This window comes from Acidaminococcus hominis (assembly GCF_900291475.1).
In the GTDB taxonomy this organism is placed as follows: Bacteria; Bacillota; Negativicutes; order Acidaminococcales; family Acidaminococcaceae; genus Acidaminococcus; species Acidaminococcus hominis.
Genome location: NZ_OLMM01000005.1, coordinates 578908 through 596463 on the forward strand (window position 1 = coordinate 578908; position 17556 = coordinate 596463).

Genomic DNA, 17556 nt, shown 5'->3' on the forward strand with positions numbered 1-17556 from the left:
AAGGAAGCCGCCATGCGCGAACACAAACGTACCATACTCATCATCCTAGGAGCCGTACTGCTTATGGGCGGCGTGATTGCCTGGCTGCTGAGCAGCAAGCCCACCACTGGCAAACAGCAAGCGGCCCCTCCGGAAACCCTCCAGGAGGTCAACGGCTCCACCATCACCGAAAACAAGGATGGCAAGAAAGTCTGGGAACTGACGGTGGAATCCATGAGCTACAACAAGACCACCCAGGTGGACAGCATGAAGGGCATCAAAGGCACGTTCTACGATAAGGACGGCAAGACCATGACCGTCACCGCTGACGAAGGGGAAGTCCGGCTGGATACGAAAAATGTTGTTCTGACCAAGAACCCCAAAGGGTCCACCTCCGACGGCGGCACCGTAACTGCGGACAAGATTACCTGGGTGAACCAGGACCAGACCGTGGTGGCAGAAGGCAATGCCCGCTTGACCAAGGGTGATACCGTTGCCACCGGGGAAAAGGCCACCTTCGATGTGCCCATGAACCATGCCACCCTGGAAAAGAATGCCAACGTACAGAAGGGGGAATTCTGATGCTGAAAATAAAGAAAACGGCTCTTTTGGGCGTACTGGCAGGCCTTCTGTCCGTAAGCACCGCCTGTTTTGCAGCTTCGTCCGTAGCCGGCGACCAGGTCCAGTACGATTTCCGTACCGGCCAGGCCATAGCCAGCGGCAATGTGAAGCTGCGTAATGACGACGGTACCGCCACCGCCCAGGAAGCAGACTACAATACGAAAACCGGCGAAGGCAAACTGACGGGCTCGGTGGTTGCCGACCAAAAGGATGCCCATCTGACCAGCTCCACGCTGATTATTGAGCGCCAGGGCCATTACCTGTCCGCCATTGGCAACGCCGTACTGAAAAAAGAAGACAAGACCCTGCGGGCCAACCAGGTAAACTACGATTCCGACGCCCAATTTGCGGAAACCGTGGGACCCTGGGCCCAGCTGACCATGGATGACGGCTCCAGCCTGGATTCGTCTACCATGCGCTACAATATGCAGACCGGCATTGCCAACGCAGAAGGCAATGTGCGGCTGATCAGCCCTCCCCGGGAACTGACTGCCCGGGCGGACCGTGCCGTGTACAACACCAAGGCAGATGACGGCACCATCCAATTGTTCGGCCATGCTACGGCCACCCAAAAGGATGATACGGTCAGCGGGGATACCCTGACCATCAAAGGCGCCGGCGGCAAGATTGCCATGGGCGAGGGCAACGTGAAGATGGTTGTCATGCCCCAAAACAGCCAGCCGGCTGCTCCGGCTCCGGAACCGTTGTTCTCCATTGCCGGAGATACCCCGGAACCCCAGAAAATCTATAAATACTTCAATTGGCCCGGATCCCCTATGGAAGTAGGGAGTATGGACACTGATTTGGCATAAAGGGAGTAAAGAGTGAAGATACGCGCAGCAAATTTGATAAAAGAATACGGCGGCCGCCGGGTTGTCAACGATGTCAGCCTGGAAGTGGAGCAGGGGAGCATTGTGGGCCTGTTGGGTCCCAATGGTGCCGGGAAAACCACCACCTTCTATATGATTGTGGGCCTGGAGCATCCTGACACCGGCCATGTGTACCTGGACGACCAGGACGTGACCCACCTGCCCATGTACAAACGGGCCCTGGAAGGCATCGGCTATCTGCCCCAGGAAGCTTCTATTTTCCGGAAGCTCACCGTGGAGCAGAACCTGCTGGCCATTTTGGAGCAGGTGGAGCCCTCCCAGGAAAAACGCCAGGCCAAAATGGAATCCCTGATTGAGGAATTCCGCATTGGCCATATCCGGAAAAGTCTGGGCAGTGCCCTGTCCGGCGGCGAGCGGCGGCGGGTGGAAATTGCCCGGGCCCTGGCTACGGATCCGGCTTTTATTTTGCTGGACGAACCCTTTGCCGGCATCGACCCCCTGGCGGTGGCAGACATTCAGGTGATGGTAGCCCATTTGGCCCAGCGGGGCATCGGCGTACTGATTACCGACCATAACGTGCGGGAAACCCTGAGCATCGTCAACAAGGCGTACATTTTAAGCGAAGGCCAGATTCTGGTTTCCGGTACCAGCCAAGAGGTAGCAGAAAACCCCATTGCCCGGGAACATTATCTGGGCGAGAATTTCAGGATGTGAGGCAAGGCCTATGCGGATATTAGACAAGTACATTTTAAAACAGATGCTGCAGCCCTTTTTCTTCGGGGTTGCTGCTTTTTCCACCATTTTCGTGGCCAGTTCCTTCCTGTTTCGGGTAACCCAGTACATTACCCAGTACGGAGCCTCCTACGGCTCCCTGTTTAGGCTGTTTCTGTGCCTGATGCCGGAAGTCATCAACTACACCTTCCCCATGTCCATGCTGCTGGCTTCCCTGCTGACCATGGGTCAGCTGTCCGGCAACAGTGAAATTACGGCTATGCGCAGCGGCGGCCTCAGCTTCCGCCGGATTGCCGCCCCCATCCTGGCAGCCGGCTTCATTGTCAGCCTGTTTTCCGTGGTGTGGGCCGAAAAGGTGGTTCCGCCCTCCAAGACGGAATACGAACGGATTGTCAACCAGGAAATCAAGCGGGACACCAAGCCCCGGACCCAGGACCACGTGCTGATTAAGCAGGTGTCCAAGGGCCAGCTGGTGCGCCTGACCTATGCCCGGACCTTTGACGAAAAGGCCGGCATGATGAAGGACATCACCATTGAGGATTGGGACAACGGCAACGTGGTCCGGATCCAAAAGACCCCGGCAGCCAAATGGACCGATGGCGCTTGGATTATGGAAAACGGTACGGTGACCGACCTGACCGGCAAAGACGGCGTCACCCGCACCATGAATTTTGACAAGCAGGTGCTGCCCATTACCGAAACTCCCAAGACCATCACTTTGGACCAAAAGGACCCGGATGAAATGACCATTGGGGAACTGAAGATGTACATCGGCATTCTCCAGCGCCAGTACATGCCCACCAGCAAGTACGCTATGGAAATGTACAGCCGGTTTACCGTGCCTCTGGCCAGCTTCTTCTTTGCCCTGATTGGGGTGCCCCTGGGCATGCAGTCCCAGCGTACCGGCGCTTCCATGGGCCTGGGCTTTTCCGTAGTGATTATTTTCGTCTACTATTCCATCATGACCTTTATGACCGGCCTGGGTCAGGGAGGCGTGATTCCGCCACTGTTGGCGGCCATCGTACCCAACCTGCTCTGCGGGGTCTGCGGGTGCTGGATGATCTGGAAGAAAGACAATTTGTGAAAAAACAGCTTTGCTATGGGGCTGTGAAAAAATGGCTTGTGAACCAATTTGCGTTCGCAAGCCATTTTTTACGTTCGTTTGTGCACTAATATAGCCCATACTGGTCATGTGCAAAACGGGTATAGCAAAAGAAATTAGAGTTCGTAGAGGATTGCAATCTCCCTTTTTATCACATAACCAGTGGTGGATAGGAATGCTTTCTTCAAGCGTGAAGGAAGTGTCGCCGTGAGGCGACGATAGAAGTTTCGTTATTTCACATTCCCCGGGGGCATTTTTTTCACACCTTTTCCTGGGGACGGTTTATGATATAATAATTATCGAATGCATAAAAACAGAAAGGGGAGGGAGCAGTATGCTGGGCATCACGTTGATCCTGGTGCTTGCCCTGATGGGCGGACTCATTGCCTATTTGGGAGATAAACTGGGGAGTAAAATCGGCAAAAAAAGACTGCGGTTATTCGGTCTGCGCCCTCACGATACCTCGGTGGTCATGACCATCGCCAGCGGTATTTTGGTTGCCGCCCTGACCATGACCGTACTGACCATCAGTTCCAAGGAGGTGCGCACGGCGCTCTTTGGCATGAAACAAATCCGGGCGGAACTGGCCAGCCTGACCGCCAGCCGGGATAAGGCCAACGCCGAGCTGTCGGCCCAAAGCGCCCAAATCAAGGAATTGGATACGAAGATTGCGGAAGCCACCGCAGCAGCGGACGAGGCCCGCCGGCAAAAGGCCCAGGCAGAGGCCCAGATGGCCCAGGCCCAGCAGGACCTGAGTGAGATGCAGGAGCAGTACAATGAGGCCAGTGAGCGGCTGAAAACCGCAGAGCAGCAGGTGGCCCAGGCAGAAGCAGCCCGGGATCAGCTCCAGCAGGATGTGAAGGACCTGGAAGACGCCACCAAACGGCTGCGGCAGGGTCTGGTAGCCATCCGGGAAGGCAACGTGGCCTTCCGGTCCGGGGAAATTCTGTACTCCGGGGTCCTCAAGGGCGGAGACGGCCCAGAAGCCACAAAATTGGCTTTAGAGAAGTTTTTAGGGGAGGCCAATACCCAAGTGGCAGGCCGCATTGGAGTCCAGCCAGAAACCCAGGTTATCTGGCTCAGCCGGGAGGCCGTGGACAGCGCCGCCAGTACTCTTTCCCAGCATAAGGGAAATATGTACGTGCGCCTTTGTGCTGCCGGCAATATTCTTTCCGGCGAAATGGTGGTTAGCCGGCTGGAAATGGTAGGGGACAAAGTGGTGTACCCGGAAGGGACCCTGATTCTCACCCAGGCCATTACCGTAAAGCCCTACAGCAGTGAAGCGGATCTGGCCCTGATGGCCTTCCTGAAGGATGTGAACCGCACGGCTCAGGCTGACGGCGTGATTCCCAACCCCATTACCGGGGACGTAGGCGCCATTACCAGCACGGAACTGTCAGAAGCCAGCGAGAAGATTTCCCGTTTGGGCGGCCGGGTTTCCATTACGGCCAAAGCCCGCCAGGATATTACGGTGGCAGGTCCGGTTCTCTTGGATCTGGATGTAAAAAGTATAGGAGCAGACCAATAATGAGTGAAAAAAAAGCATATTTAGGCATTGACCCTGGTCGGGATAAGACCGGGGCCGCCCTGGTTTTAGAAGACGGCACCCTGGTGCGGCAGGCAATCCTGCCCACCCAGGGCTTTTTTGACGCTTTGGAGGACTTTCTGGCAGGAATCCAGCCCGCCGCCTGCATCATGGGCAACGGCACCACCTCAGAGGCTATGCGCCAGCAGGTAAAAGCCCATTTTCCCCAGCTGCCCCTGGTGGTGATTGATGAATATAATTCAACCCAGGAAGCCAAGGAGCTGTACAAGGAACTGCACCCGGCCAAGGGGCTGGGGAGGCTGGTGCCCCGGGCTCTTAGAAGTACGCCGTCCGCAATAGACGGACTGGCAGCGGCGGTGTTGGTGAAACGGTATCTTTGTGGCAAAACCGTGTCAAGTTCATGAAATATTGACCAAATAGTCACAAATTGACTGATGAGTATTTACACGAAGCTAGATACAATGTGACTTTTTTGTGGAAAAACACCTATTTTTTTGACTTATTTTCTTCCGCGTGCTACACTAAAACCGTGAAGAAATTCACCATTGGTCCTCCTGGGGAGCAGCGGCTGGATGCTTTGCAATGTACACGTAGAGGAAACAAGGATACTCGCCACGTAGGGATTGCGGAGAAACCGGAAGCCTAACCTTTGGGATGGATACATTTACACAAAGGGAGATTTTAATCATGAAAAAAACGTTAGTTTTTGCAATGGCTATGGCTCTGGGCGTAAGCGCTACTGCTTTCGCAGCCAACCCGTTCTCCGATGTTCCCGCAGGCCACTGGGCTTACGGCGCAGTTGCCAAACTGGCTGCTGCTGGTATTGTGGACGGCTATCCTGATGGCACCTTCAAAGGTGAACGCACCATGACCCGTTATGAAATGGCGCAAATCGTAGCCAAGGCTCTGGCTAAGGGCGCTATCGGCGCTGATGACAGACTGGTTAGCGAATTCGCTGACGAACTGGACAACCTGGGCGTTCGCGTAGCTAAACTGGAAAAGAACGCAGACATGGTAAAGATTACCGGTAACGTTCGTCTGAGCAACGTTCACACCACTGGTGATATTGAAGACGCTAAAGGCGACGCTACTAAACTGCGTACCCGTCTGTTCTTCACTGGCGAAGTAAACGACAACTGGCATTACGTTTCCATGCTGGAAAACAACCAAACTTTCGATGGTCAGAATGAATCCGGCGATGATGACACCGATTTCCAACGCGCTTACCTGACCGGTAACCTGGGTGTGGTAAACATCACTGCTGGCCGTTTCGGCGGTTACTATGGCGATGGCAACATCTATGATACTCGTCAAGATGCCATCAACGCCAACGTAAAGATGGGCCAAGCTTACCTGGGCGCTACTTGGGGCAAAATGGCTAACCAATCCGCTTACTCCTGGGCTACTAAAGCTTCCAAAGCTGACACCTTCGTTAATGCTACCCTGGGCGGCAACATTGGCAAACTGAACCTGGAAGCCCAATACCTGAAGGTTGATGATGTTGCAACCGATTGGATGAAAGGCGATGACACCATCTGGACCGCTGGTGCTACCTATGATACCGGCGACTTCAAACTGGGCGCTATGTACCTGAAAGGCGACAACGATTACGTTGATGACCAAAACGGTGATGATGACGGCTACGTTGTAACCCTGGGCTACAAAGGCGCTAAAGCTTCCAAAGCTGGTTCTTGGGGCCTGTACGGCAAGTACTACGATCAGGGCGGCGCTACCTACATCGCTCACACCATGAACGGTGCATACGATGCATTTGATGCTAACGGTTTCAAAGGCTACATGGTCGGCGGCAACTTGGCCCTGGCTAAGAACATGGTAGCATCCGTTGAATGGTATGACCTGAAGGGCAAAGGCGGCGACCTGGATGGCCAACACGCTCGTACCCTGTGGTCTCAAATGGTTGTAACGTTCTAAGTAAGTTTACAAAAAGTTTTCAAAGACGATTCCCTTGGGGGAATCGTCTTTTTTTGTGCGCTTTGCCTAGGCAGAATGCGGGTTTGTGATTTATTTAACATTGTTAATAACTTTTCTCATATTTGCGATTACTCATATTAGTGGTTGCACGGTGCAAAATAGTTGTGTTAAAATAGGCACGTGACAAAATGTTGTCACAAAACCAAATACGATTCCTAGTGGCAGCGGACCATGGATAGACCAGAGGAAACAAGGATACTCGCGGTACAGATCGGTGGAAAGCTTCCAGGACGGAATCCTCTCTGATTTCCTAAGGAGGAATTCACATGAAAAAGTCTCTGGTTTTTGCAATGGCAATGGCTTTGGGCGTAAGCGCCACCGCTTTTGCTGCTAACCCCTTCTCCGATGTACCCGCTGGCTCTTGGGCCTACGGCGCTGTAGCCAAACTGGCTGCTGCTGGTATTGTGGACGGCTATCCTGATGGCACCTTCAAAGGTGAACGCACCATGACCCGTTATGAAATGGCTCAAATCGTAGCCAAAGCTCTGGCTAAAGGCGCTATCGGCGCTGATGACAGACTGGTTAGCGAATTTGCTGACGAACTGGACAACCTGGGCGTTCGCGTTGCTAAACTGGAAAAGAACGCTGACATGGTAAAGATTACCGGTAACGTTCGTATCCACAACGTTCATAACTCCGGCGACATCAAAGCCGCTGACGCTTCCAAAGTTCGTACTCGTCTGTTCTTCACCGGCGAAGTAAACGACAACTGGCATTATGTTTCCATGCTGGAAAACAACCAAACCTTCGATGGCCAAAACGAATCCGGTGATGATGACACCGATTTCCAACGCGCTTACCTGACCGGTAACATCGGCGTTGTAAACCTGACCGGCGGCCGTTTCCAAGGCTACTACGGCGATGGCAACATCTATGATACTCGGCAAGATGCTATCAATGCCAACGTAAAGATGGGTCAAGCTTACCTGGGCGCTACCTATGGTAAAATGGCTAACCAATCCGCTTACAGCTGGTCTACTAAAACTTCCAAAGCTGATACTTTCGTTCAAGCTACCTTGGGCGGCAACATCGGCAAACTGAACCTGGAAGCCCAATACCTGAAAGCCAATGACATTGTAACGGACTGGATGACTGGCGATGACACCATCTGGACTGCTGCTGCTACCTATGACACCGGCGACTTCAAACTGGGTGCTATGTACCTGAAAGGCGATAACGACTCCGTTGACGATGCTAAAAATGGCGATGATGACGGCTACGTTGTAACCCTGGGCTACAAAGGCGCTAAAGCTTCCAAAGCTGGTTCTTGGGGTCTGTACGGCAAGTACTATGATCAGGGCGGCGCTACCTACATCAACCACACCATGAACGGTGCATACGATAAATTCAATGCTGCTGGTTTCAAAGGCTACATGGTTGGCGGCAACCTGGCTCTGGCCAAGAACATGGTAGCTTCCGTTGAATGGTATGACCTGAAAGGCAAAGGCGGCGACCTGGATGGCCAACACGCTCGTACCCTGTGGTCTCAAATGGTTGTTACGTTCTAATTCCTTTAGAACTGTTAAGAAGACGATTTCCTCGGAAATCGTCTTCTTTTTTTACCTTGTTTTATCTCAAACGAATACTTTTAAAAGCCAGTGTCTGTAAAGCCTTGCTTTGTACCAACTGCTACAGTGTGGATAAATATACAAGGAAATGCATGAAAAACCTGTACAATACCGCCCAGGCTGTGTATACTGGAAGACAGTTATTTTCCTAACTCAATTTGTCTGAAAGGGGAATGTGCAATGGTAGAGAAAGAACGGGTGCTTACCCTCCTTCGGGAGCTGATGGCCATAGAAAGTGAAACGGGCACGGCAAAAGAAGCTGAGGCAGAACAATATCTGGCAGAGATAATTGGCAAAATGGAGCATGGCGTCCAGCTCCATACCTTTCCGGTACCGGAGGATGCCCAGGGCCGGGCGGTAATCTGCGGCTTGCTGCCGGGGAAAAAGCCGGATACGGTGATTTTTCTGAACCACCATGATGTGGTCAGTACGGAAATCTATGGCCCCCTGCGACCCCTGGCCTGTACGCCGAATCAGCTGCTCCAGGGTCTTTTGTCAACGGAAACGGATCCTGCCGTCCTGGCGGACCTCCAAAGTGGAAAGTGGCTGCCCGGCCGGGGCTCCGCCGATATGAAGGGCGGGGCAGCGGCCCAGCTGGCTGTGCTGGAAGCCTATGCCAAGCAGGGCGGGGGAGACGTTGGCCTTCTCTTTGTGTCCCTCCCCGATGAGGAAGCCTATTCCGCAGGGATGCGTGCGGCACTGCCGGCTCTCCGGCAGCTTCAGCAGCAATTTGGCCTGAAATACCGGGCGGCCATCAACTGCGAACCCGATGAAAAGGAAGCTGGTAAACTGGTGGCTTTTACCGGGTCCGTGGGCAAGCTGCTGCCGGTAGTGCTGGTCCAGGGCAAGTCCGTTCATGTGGGCTCCTACCGCCAGGGGGTGAACCCCTTGGGGGTGATGGCCCGGATCATTGCCGCTACCGAAGGAAACCCGGCCCTGGCCGATACCTGGGAAGGGGAAAGCACGCCGCCCCCTGCCTGGGTGTACCTGAGAGACCGGAAGGAAGTGTACGACGTGTCCACGCCCCAAAGGGTGATGGCCTGTGCCAATTTCCTGACGTATACCAAGACTCCGGAAGACCTGCTGGCCCTTTTAACGGAAACTGCACAGCAGGCTGCCCAGGAAGCCCTGGCCCAGGTGAACAACGGCCTTTCCATGGAAGTGCTCACCAGTGCCCAGCTGCTGGAACGGGCCCAAAACTTGCCGGGCTTTTCTGCCTTTTACGAAAAGCTGCTGGCGGACAGTTTTGCCAAGCTGCAGCAGGGAAAGTCCAGCTATGCCCAGGAAACCATTGCTGTTTTGGAAGCCGTTTTGGACTTTACGGGCTTTACCCAGCCCCTGGTGCTGCTCAGTTTTGCTCCTCCCTATTACCCGGCGGCCAACAGCAAGACCGTGGCCAAGGAGGACTTTGCCGGACTTTGTAAAACCCTCACCCAGCTGACGCCCCTGCGCTTTGACCCTTACTTTAATGGGGTGTCCGATTGCAGCTACTGCTGCGTAGATCCTACACTGGACGGGAAGGTCCTGGCAAAGAATATGCCCCTGTGGGGGAAGGCCTATTCCTTTGACTTTCCAGCCATTGCCCAGCTGCAGATTCCCTTTTTGCTGCTGGGGCCCTGGGGTGTGGATCTCCACCAGCGCACCGAGCGGGTGAATGTGGAAAGCGTTTCTGTTACCCTGCCCCAGCTGCTGGAGAGGGTTTTGGCCTATATGGCAGAGACGGCTGAATAAAAGGCAGTAAAACGTAAAACTCCTGCAATAAAAAGATTCATATCTTGCATAAGTCACTTTAAAACGCACATAGGTGTTAGTAAAACATACCTATGTGCGCTATTCATGTACAAAATTATAGAAATTATGCAGAAATAAATTTAATGTGAAAATTATTGTCATAATATGCTACAATACAGTTAGGACATGATTTTGTCACATTTATAGAACAGCTTCTGCTGCCAGGAGTGCGTATCAGGAAACTTGAAGGGGGAATGGGTCATGAAGAAGCAAAGCGTTCTTGCTATGGTTTTGGCATTGGGCATCAGTTCCAATGCCTATGCAGTGAACCCATTTTCCGATGTGCCTAAAGGTTCCTGGGCCTATGGCGCTGTAGCAAAATTGGCGGCTGGCCTGGAGAGCAGAGAATCGACTGGCACCTTCCCGGGAAAGTATCCTGAGACCCGTTACGAAATGGCCCAAATCGTGGCAAAAGCATTGGCCCAAGGAACCATCGGTGCAGATAACAGGCTGGTCCGGGAATTTGCCCAGGAACTGGACCTGCTGGGCGCCCGGATGCCCCTGCCGGAACGGCCTGCTGGAAGCGGCAAAACTACCAGCAGCCTCAGGGAAGGTGCTTTGCGCCCCAACGTGGAGCAGGGCAAATTGGACGGGGAAACGGCCCCGCAGCTCCGGCCCTGGTTTTTAGGGACAGAGAACGCCAAAGTGCAGTTTGGTCAAACCTACCTGGCGGCCTTCGGCAGCAGGGCGGGGCAGCCGGTCTCTGGCTGGACCGCCCAAACAGAAGGCAAAACAGCCACAGAGGACGGCTTCACCGGCGCTGCCTTGGGCGGCACCCTTGGCAGCCTGAGCCTGGAGGCCCAGTACCTGAAAGCTTCGCCCCAGACTGCCCCCTGGGTTCCAGAAGAAGATACCCTTTGGACAGCAGGCGCCGCCTATCACTTTGGGCCTGTGAGCGTGGGCGGAATGTATCTGAAAGGCGGCAGCGATTCCGCAGCTGAACCTGGCGCTAGTGACGAGGGCTACGTCATCAACCTGCGCTACAAAGGCGCAGAGGCGGCCAAAACCGGCAGTTGGGGCCTTTTCGGCAATTACTACGACCAGGGCGGCACTGCCTATCTTTCCCGTACCCTGAATGGAGCCTACAGCGCCTTTGAGCCCCAGGGCTTTACCGGCTATATGGTGGGCGGCAATTTGACCCTGGCCAAGAATATGGTGGCCCAGGTGGAATATTATGATCTCCAAGGGAAGGGCAACGGCCAGGAAGGCCAGCATGCCCGGACCCTGTGGTCGCAAATGGTGGTCACTTTCTAAATAGGTAAAAGGAGCTATCGTTCGGAATAGCTCCTTTTTGTTATGCAGAAAAGTAATTTAAAAAACAAAAACAATTAATAAAAAGCATAAAGTGGATGAACTGTAGCTTTTTATACAATTTTTAGAGGTTACTTCGCCTAAAAGTACCGCAAAATCAAAAAAATAGCTAAAAAATTGTCCGGAAATTTCTTTTTGTGATAGAATTGAAAAAGACAAATTTCTGTCAAACTTTGGCTTTGCAGCTGCCGGACCGAACAGAGGAAACAAGGCGACTCGCGGGAGGAAGGGCAATGCAGGCCAAACCATTCAAGGAGGAATTCCCATGAAAAAATCCCTGGTATTTGCCATGGCCATGGCTCTGGGCGTAAGCGCCACTGCCTTTGCGGCCAACCCCTTCTCCGATGTGCCCGCAGGCTCCTGGGCCTACGGCGCTGTAGCCAAACTGGCTGCTGCTGGTATTGTTGACGGCTACCCTGATGGCACCTTCAAAGGTGAACGCACCATGACCCGTTATGAAATGGCCCAAATCGTGGCCAAGGCCCTGGCCAAAGGCGCTATCGGCGCTGATGACAGACTGGTCAGCGAATTCGCTGACGAACTGGACAATCTGGGCGTGCGCGTAGCCAAACTGGAACGCAATGCGGACAATGTGAAGATTACCGGTAACGTTCGTCTGAGCAACGTTCATACCACTGGTGATTACGGTAAATCCGATGCCACCAAACTGCGTACCCGTCTGTTCTTCACCGGCGATGTAAATGACAACTGGAACTACGTTGCTATGATTGAAAACAACCAAGTATTTGATGGTCAAAACGAATCCGGCAATGATGACACCGATTTCCAACGGGCTTATCTCACCGGCAACATCGGTGTAGTCAACGTAACTGCCGGCCGTTACGACACCTACTACAGCGACGGCAACGTGTACGATGACCGGGTAGATGCAGTAAACGCCAAAGTGAAATTTGGCCAAACCTACCTGGCTGCTACCTACGGCAAAATGGGCAACGCTTCCACCTATTCCTGGTCCACTGACGGCACCAGACAGGGCGTAGGCGACAAATTCGTCCAAGCTACTCTGGGCGGGGACATCGGCAAATTGAACCTGGAAGCTGCCTACCTGAAAGCCGACGACATCAACACCACCTGGATGACCGGTGATGACAAGATCTGGACGGCTGCAGCCAACTATAACTTTGGGGATGCCAGCCTGGGTGCTATGTACCTGAAGGGCGACAATGACTCCGTGGATAAGGCCAACGGCGATGATGACGGCTACGTCATCAGCCTGAACTACAAAGGCGCAGAAGCTGCCAAACCCGGCACCTGGGGCCTGTTTGCCAAATACTACGACCAAGGCGGCGCAACCTACATTGCCCACACCATGGATGGCGCTTACGATGTCTTCGATGCCAACGGCTTCAAAGGCTATCAAGTAGGCGGCAACCTGACCCTGGCCAAGAACATGGTAGCCCAAGTGGAATACTATGATCTGAAGAGCAAAGGCGGCACCTATGACGGACAACACGCCCGCACCCTGTGGTCTCAAATGGTAGTAACCTTCTAAGCAGCACTTCTCAGCTGCTAAGCTGAAACAAAAGACGAAGAACGGGAATCCTTCCGAAAAGGAGGAAACCGGTTCTTCGTCTTTTTTGTGTGAGAGGCAGGACCAAGAAATTTAACATGCTGGTAACATGCTTTTTGCATTGGAAAAGAGCCGGTAAGTCTGGGAAAGCCGCATGAAAGCAGGGAAATTTAACATGCCGGTAACATGCTTTTTTGCGTTGGAACAGAATCAGTAAGTCTGGAGAAGCCGCATGAAAGCTGGATAATCTAACATGCTGGTAATTTGCTTTTCCCTACAATACAAAAGCCGTCAGCGATTTTGCTGGCGGCTTTGTGTTACCCTGTCCTTATAACTCCTTAATTACCTGGCACAGTTTGTCCGTGTCTTCCTGGGTGGTGGCCCAGCTGGTGCAGAAGCGGATGATGGAGTGGGACCCATCATATTTTTCGCCGAAGTTGTACACGGCGTATTGGCCCAGTTTTTCCATTTTCCCATTGTCAATGATGAAGAAAATCTGGTTGGTGGGGGAATCAAAGACTAGTTCATACCCAGCGTCCACCAGAGCTTTCTTGATTTGCCGGGCATAGGTGATGGCGCTTTCCCCAATATGCAGGTACAGGTCGTCCTTCAGCAGCTCGTCAAATTGGATGCCCAGTACCCGGCCCTTGGCCAGGAGTGCACCGTCCTGCTTGATGATGGTGAAGAAATGGGGAATCAGGTCCGGATTGGGGAGGACAATGGCTTCGCCCAGCAGGGCGCCGCATTTGGTGCCGCCAATGTAGAATACGTCGCACAGTCGGCCCAGGTCTGCCAGGGTCACGTCATTTTCCGGGCAGGCCAAGGCGTAGGCCAGACGGGCTCCGTCCACAAACAGGGGAATGTGGTGTTCCCGGCATACCTGGCTGATGGCCTCTAATTCTTCCAGGGAGTACAGCACGCCAAATTCGTTGGGGTGGGACAGGTAGACCATCCCCGGCATCACCATATGGTACCGGTTGCCGTCCTGCTCGTAGTCCGCCAGGCACAGGGCAACTCCGGCGGCGGAAATTTTCCCTTCTTCAGAGGGAATGGCCAGGACTTTGTGGCCGCCTGCCTCAATGGCACCGGCTTCGTGTACGCTGACGTGGCCGCTGTCAGCAGAAATGACGCCCTGGTAGGGCCGGAGTACAGCACCAATTACGGCTGCATTGGCCTGGGTGCCGCCGCTGACAAAATGGATGGCTGCGCTAGGGGTGCCGCAGGCCTTCCGGATTCGCTCCCGGGCAGACTCACAGATTGCGTCCGTGCCGTAGCCCGGGGTTTTCAGCAAATTGGTATCCAGCAGCCGCTGCAGGATGGCCGGATGGGCCCCTTCCTGGTAATCGCTGGCAAAATACAGTTTTTGGTTTTCCATATTATCTCCTCGTTTCTTGACAGGCTTAGGGTCAAATTAATTTTATTGTACTCCAGGCAGGGAGCGGGAGCAAGCCGGAAAACAGCTCCAGGAAAGGCTTCTGGTATACCGTTGGTTTACATTTCCCTTTTCAGGCTGTAGAATGGGAAAGAATAGGGGAGTCTGTTTGAATCTGCCGAAGGGGGAACTGCCATGAACTTGCTCCAACTCCAATACTTTGTGGAAGTCTGCCGGGAAGGAAACTTCACCCGGGCAGCTGTCAATATTCACGTCACCCAGCCCACCCTGACCAAAGCCATCAAGGAACTGGAAAAGGAATTTCAGGTATCCCTGCTGTACCGGGGCAAAGGGGGCGTCATGCCCACCCCGCCGGGGCAGGATCTCCTGCGCATGGCCAAACCGGTGCTCCAGGACGTGGACCATATCCAGCGGGTCATGGAAAGCTATGGCTCCAGCCAGCAGGTGCTGCGGCTGGGAACCACCTTTATGACCAACGCTTCCTGCTTTCCTGATTTTTACCAAAGCCTCCACGCCCGCTTTCCGGAAATCGACGTGGAAGTCACCTCCGAACTGGTGCCCAGCCTGCTGCAAAAGCTGGAAGACCGGCAAATCAACCTGCTGCTGGTGCCCTATACCCCGGAGAATAACCACTTCCCGTACTTTCTCTGGTGCCGCCGGCGCTTCCTGTTTGTGGTGCCGGAAAACCATCCCCTGGCCCAGCGGAAAACCGTGGGCTTTCGGGACATTTGCCATGAACCGCTGATTTCCTACTTTGGGGACCAATTCCTGATGCGCCAGGGCCTGCCGGAAAAACTCCAGAGGGCTGGCGGAGAGCTGAAGATTGTCCACCGCTGCAACCAGATTCAGGTCATGCAGCAGCTGATCCAAAAAGGCATGGGCTGCGGCTTTATGATGGAAGACTCCTTTACCCAGGGCGGCGGGGTAGTGGGTATCCCTATGGAAGACGAATTCACCGTGGACGTGTACGCCATGTGGAACAAGGACTTCGAAAAGATTTTCCTGTTCAAGGACGTGGTTCAATACCTGAAACAACAGGCCGAGAAAAACCTGGCCCAATAGCCATAAAAAATAACCGGACGCTTCCTGTGGGGAGAGTCCGGTATTTTTGATAAAATCATGTATAGATATAAGATATAATTGATGGACGGAATACCACAGCGGGTGGTTTCCTGCAATCTGCACTATTGCAAAATAATCATATTGACAAATATCGATTTGATACCTACAATGTATTTATCATATTGATAATAATCGATGGGACGCTGCCGCAGCCCATTGGGAAAAGAGGTATTACGATGAATGCAATAGATGCAGCGCTGGTGTGCAAAGCCTTGGGTGACAGTCATCGGATGCAGATTGTCCAGCTTTTGACTCAGGGGGAATTGTGCGCCTGCAATTTGTTGGAACATTTTCAGATTGCCCAGCCCACCTTGTCCCACCATATGAAGGTGCTGACGGAATGTGCCTTGGTCCAAAGCCGGAAAGAGTGGAAGAACACCTATTATTCCCTGAACTGCGATACCCTGCTGGCCTTTCGCAGTTTTATTGACTCTCTCCAATGTGGGGAGGCCTGTTATCGCAGGGCGGAACCCTGTCAGGAGGTGCAGCCATGACCCAGGCAAAACCCGGTATTTCTTCTTTCCAAAGTCATCTCAGCTGGTGGGTGCTGGGCTGTATGGTGATTGGCGTAGTCCTAGGCACCGCGGTCCCGGCGCTGCCGGAGGCTTTGGGCAAGCTTCAGCTGGCGGGCATTTCCCTGCCCATTGCAGTGCTGATTTGGGTCATGATTTATCCCATGATGATAAAAGTGGATTTTAACAGCATCCGGGCTATCGGCGAGAATCCCAGAGGTCTTTTTGTGACCTGGGTGGTGAACTGGCTGATTAAACCCTTTACCATGTACGGCTTTAGCTGCCTGTTCCTTTATGGGCTGTTTCGCATCTGGATTGCCCCGGATCTGGCTACCCAATATTTAGCGGGAATGGTGCTTCTGGGAGCCGCTCCCTGTACGGCCATGGTCTTTGTCTGGAGCACCCTGACCCACGGAAATCCGGCCTACACCGTGGTGCAGGTTGCCACCAATGACCTGATTATCCTGGTGGCCTTTGTGCCTATTGTTTCCTTTCTGTTGGGCGTTTCCCAGGTATTTGTGCCGTACAGTACCCTGTTTGTGAGCATCTTCCTTTTTGTGGTGATTCCCCTGGTTTTTGGCGTGGCCACCCGGGCCTATGTTACCCGCCGTTACGGGCAGCAGTATCTGGAAGAAACGTTTCTGCCCAAATTTGACGGCATTACCACCCTGGGCCTTTTGCTGACGCTGGTGCTGATTTTCAGCTCCCAGGCTGGGGTGATTTTGGCAAACCCCGTCCATATTGTACTTCTAGCAGTTCCTTTGGTGGTGCAGACCCTGTTTATCTTCGGGCTGGCCTATGCCCTCTGTTGGTTTTTGCGGCTTCCTTTTGCTATTGCTGCTCCCGCCGGTATGATTGGAGCCTCCAACTTTTTTGAACTGGCAGTGGCAGTGGCGGTGGCTCTCTTTGGCACCACCAGTCCGGCTGCTTTGGCTACTACCGTAGGTGTACTGACAGAAGTGCCTGTCATGCTGCTTTTGGTGCGTTTTGCCAATGCTACGAAAGGGTGGTTCTCCCATGACTAAGCCAGTGATTGCCTTTGTATGTGTCCATAATGCCTGCCGCAGCCAGTTGGCGGAAGCCCTGGCAAGGAAACTGGCGGGGGACGTATGGACCAGCTGCTCGGCAGGAACCCAGCCCGCCAAAGAAATCGATCCGGAAGCCTGCCACCTTTTGGCCAAGCTGTACCAGATTGATATGAAGGCCCAAGGCCAGTATTGCAAAACCTTGGACCAGCTGCCGCCCCTGGATGGGGTGGTGACCATGGGCTGCGGCGTCCAGTGCCCAGCCCTGCCGGCCCGCTGGCGTGAAGACTGGGGTTTGGAAGACCCCACCGGCAAAGGAGAGGAAGCCTATCGCCAGACCCTGGAACGCCTAATAGAGAAAATCCAAGCTTTGAAAGTGCGGCTGGAAGCGGAAAAGCAAAAAGAATTGAACGGCAAAGCCTAACAGAAAAGCTTATAGCAACAAATCCCCCGGTGCGCATCGCAGCAGGGGATTCTTTAGTTTGGAGGACAGCTTCTCTC

Annotated in this window: 16 protein-coding genes; 15 read left to right on the top strand and 1 reads right to left on the bottom strand. The window is 53.5% G+C overall.

All coding sequences use genetic code 11. From position 1 onward, the window contains the following. Positions 1-12: 12 nt before the first annotated feature. The 11 genes from lptC to C7E10_RS09160 all read left to right on the top strand — a co-directional run bounded on the left by lptC (position 13) and on the right by C7E10_RS09160 (position 12985). Complete coding sequence (gene lptC / locus C7E10_RS09110) at positions 13-561, top strand: LPS export ABC transporter periplasmic protein LptC (RefSeq protein WP_105326981.1); 549 nt, start codon at positions 13-15, stop codon at positions 559-561. Beyond that, complete coding sequence (locus C7E10_RS09115; RefSeq protein WP_199614582.1) at positions 561-1412, top strand: LptA/OstA family protein; 852 nt, start codon at positions 561-563, stop codon at positions 1410-1412. Before lptC ends, C7E10_RS09115 begins: the two co-directional genes overlap by 1 nt. 12 nt (positions 1413-1424) lie before the next feature. After that, positions 1425-2144, top strand: a complete 720-nt coding sequence (gene lptB / locus C7E10_RS09120; protein ID WP_105326982.1) for an LPS export ABC transporter ATP-binding protein — start codon at positions 1425-1427, stop codon at positions 2142-2144. 10 nt (positions 2145-2154) lie between these two features. Further along, on the top strand, positions 2155-3246 hold the full coding sequence (locus C7E10_RS09125; RefSeq protein WP_105326983.1) for an LptF/LptG family permease: 1092 nt from the start codon (positions 2155-2157) through the stop codon (positions 3244-3246). Between the two features lie 352 nt (positions 3247-3598). After that, positions 3599-4792, top strand: coding sequence for a DUF3084 domain-containing protein (locus C7E10_RS09130; RefSeq protein WP_105326984.1), 1194 nt, complete (start codon positions 3599-3601; stop codon positions 4790-4792). Further along, on the top strand, positions 4792-5214 hold the full coding sequence (locus tag C7E10_RS09135; RefSeq protein ID WP_105326985.1) for a RuvC family protein: 423 nt from the start codon (positions 4792-4794) through the stop codon (positions 5212-5214). The genes C7E10_RS09130 and C7E10_RS09135 overlap by 1 nt, the downstream gene beginning before the upstream one ends. Positions 5215-5497: 283 nt before the next feature. Further along, positions 5498-6742, top strand: coding sequence for an S-layer homology domain-containing protein (locus C7E10_RS09140; RefSeq protein WP_105326986.1), 1245 nt, complete (start codon positions 5498-5500; stop codon positions 6740-6742). A gap of 326 nt (positions 6743-7068) precedes the next feature. After that, positions 7069-8310 carry an S-layer homology domain-containing protein gene (locus C7E10_RS09145; protein ID WP_105326987.1) on the top strand — a complete coding sequence of 414 codons (1242 nt, stop codon included), beginning with the start codon at positions 7069-7071 and terminating at the stop codon, positions 8308-8310. Positions 8311-8550: 240 nt separating this feature from the next. Continuing rightward, complete coding sequence (locus tag C7E10_RS09150; protein WP_105326988.1) at positions 8551-10101, top strand: M20/M25/M40 family metallo-hydrolase; 1551 nt, start codon at positions 8551-8553, stop codon at positions 10099-10101. 261 nt (positions 10102-10362) lie between these two features. Next, positions 10363-11415 (top strand): porin family protein, encoded by a 1053-nt coding sequence (locus tag C7E10_RS09155; RefSeq protein ID WP_105326989.1) that lies wholly within the window; start codon positions 10363-10365, stop codon positions 11413-11415. A gap of 322 nt (positions 11416-11737) precedes the next feature. Then, on the top strand, positions 11738-12985 hold the full coding sequence (locus C7E10_RS09160) for an S-layer homology domain-containing protein (protein ID WP_105326990.1): 1248 nt from the start codon (positions 11738-11740) through the stop codon (positions 12983-12985). Positions 12986-13331: 346 nt separating this feature from the next. Here C7E10_RS09160 and C7E10_RS09165 read toward each other — a convergent pair whose 3' ends face one another. Further along, positions 13332-14378, bottom strand: a complete 1047-nt coding sequence (locus C7E10_RS09165; RefSeq protein WP_105326991.1) for a threonine aldolase family protein — start codon at positions 14376-14378, stop codon at positions 13332-13334. A 192-nt stretch (positions 14379-14570) separates the two neighbouring features. Here C7E10_RS09165 and C7E10_RS09170 point away from each other — a divergent pair, with 192 nt between their 5' ends. The 4 genes from C7E10_RS09170 to C7E10_RS09185 all read left to right on the top strand — a co-directional run bounded on the left by C7E10_RS09170 (position 14571) and on the right by C7E10_RS09185 (position 17479). Beyond that, the gene (locus C7E10_RS09170; RefSeq protein WP_105326992.1) at positions 14571-15458 is read left to right on the top strand and encodes a LysR family transcriptional regulator; all 888 of its coding nucleotides are present in this window, start codon (positions 14571-14573) and stop codon (positions 15456-15458) included. 236 nt (positions 15459-15694) lie between these two features. Continuing rightward, positions 15695-16012: an ArsR/SmtB family transcription factor gene (locus tag C7E10_RS09175; protein WP_105326993.1), complete on the top strand. Its 318-nt coding sequence runs from the start codon at positions 15695-15697 to the stop codon at positions 16010-16012. Next, the gene (arsB, locus tag C7E10_RS09180) at positions 16009-17055 is read left to right on the top strand and encodes an ACR3 family arsenite efflux transporter (protein WP_105326994.1); all 1047 of its coding nucleotides are present in this window, start codon (positions 16009-16011) and stop codon (positions 17053-17055) included. Before C7E10_RS09175 ends, arsB begins: the two co-directional genes overlap by 4 nt. Beyond that, positions 17048-17479, top strand: coding sequence for an arsenate reductase/protein-tyrosine-phosphatase family protein (locus tag C7E10_RS09185; RefSeq protein ID WP_105326995.1), 432 nt, complete (start codon positions 17048-17050; stop codon positions 17477-17479). Before arsB ends, C7E10_RS09185 begins: the two co-directional genes overlap by 8 nt. Positions 17480-17556 lie beyond the last annotated feature (77 nt).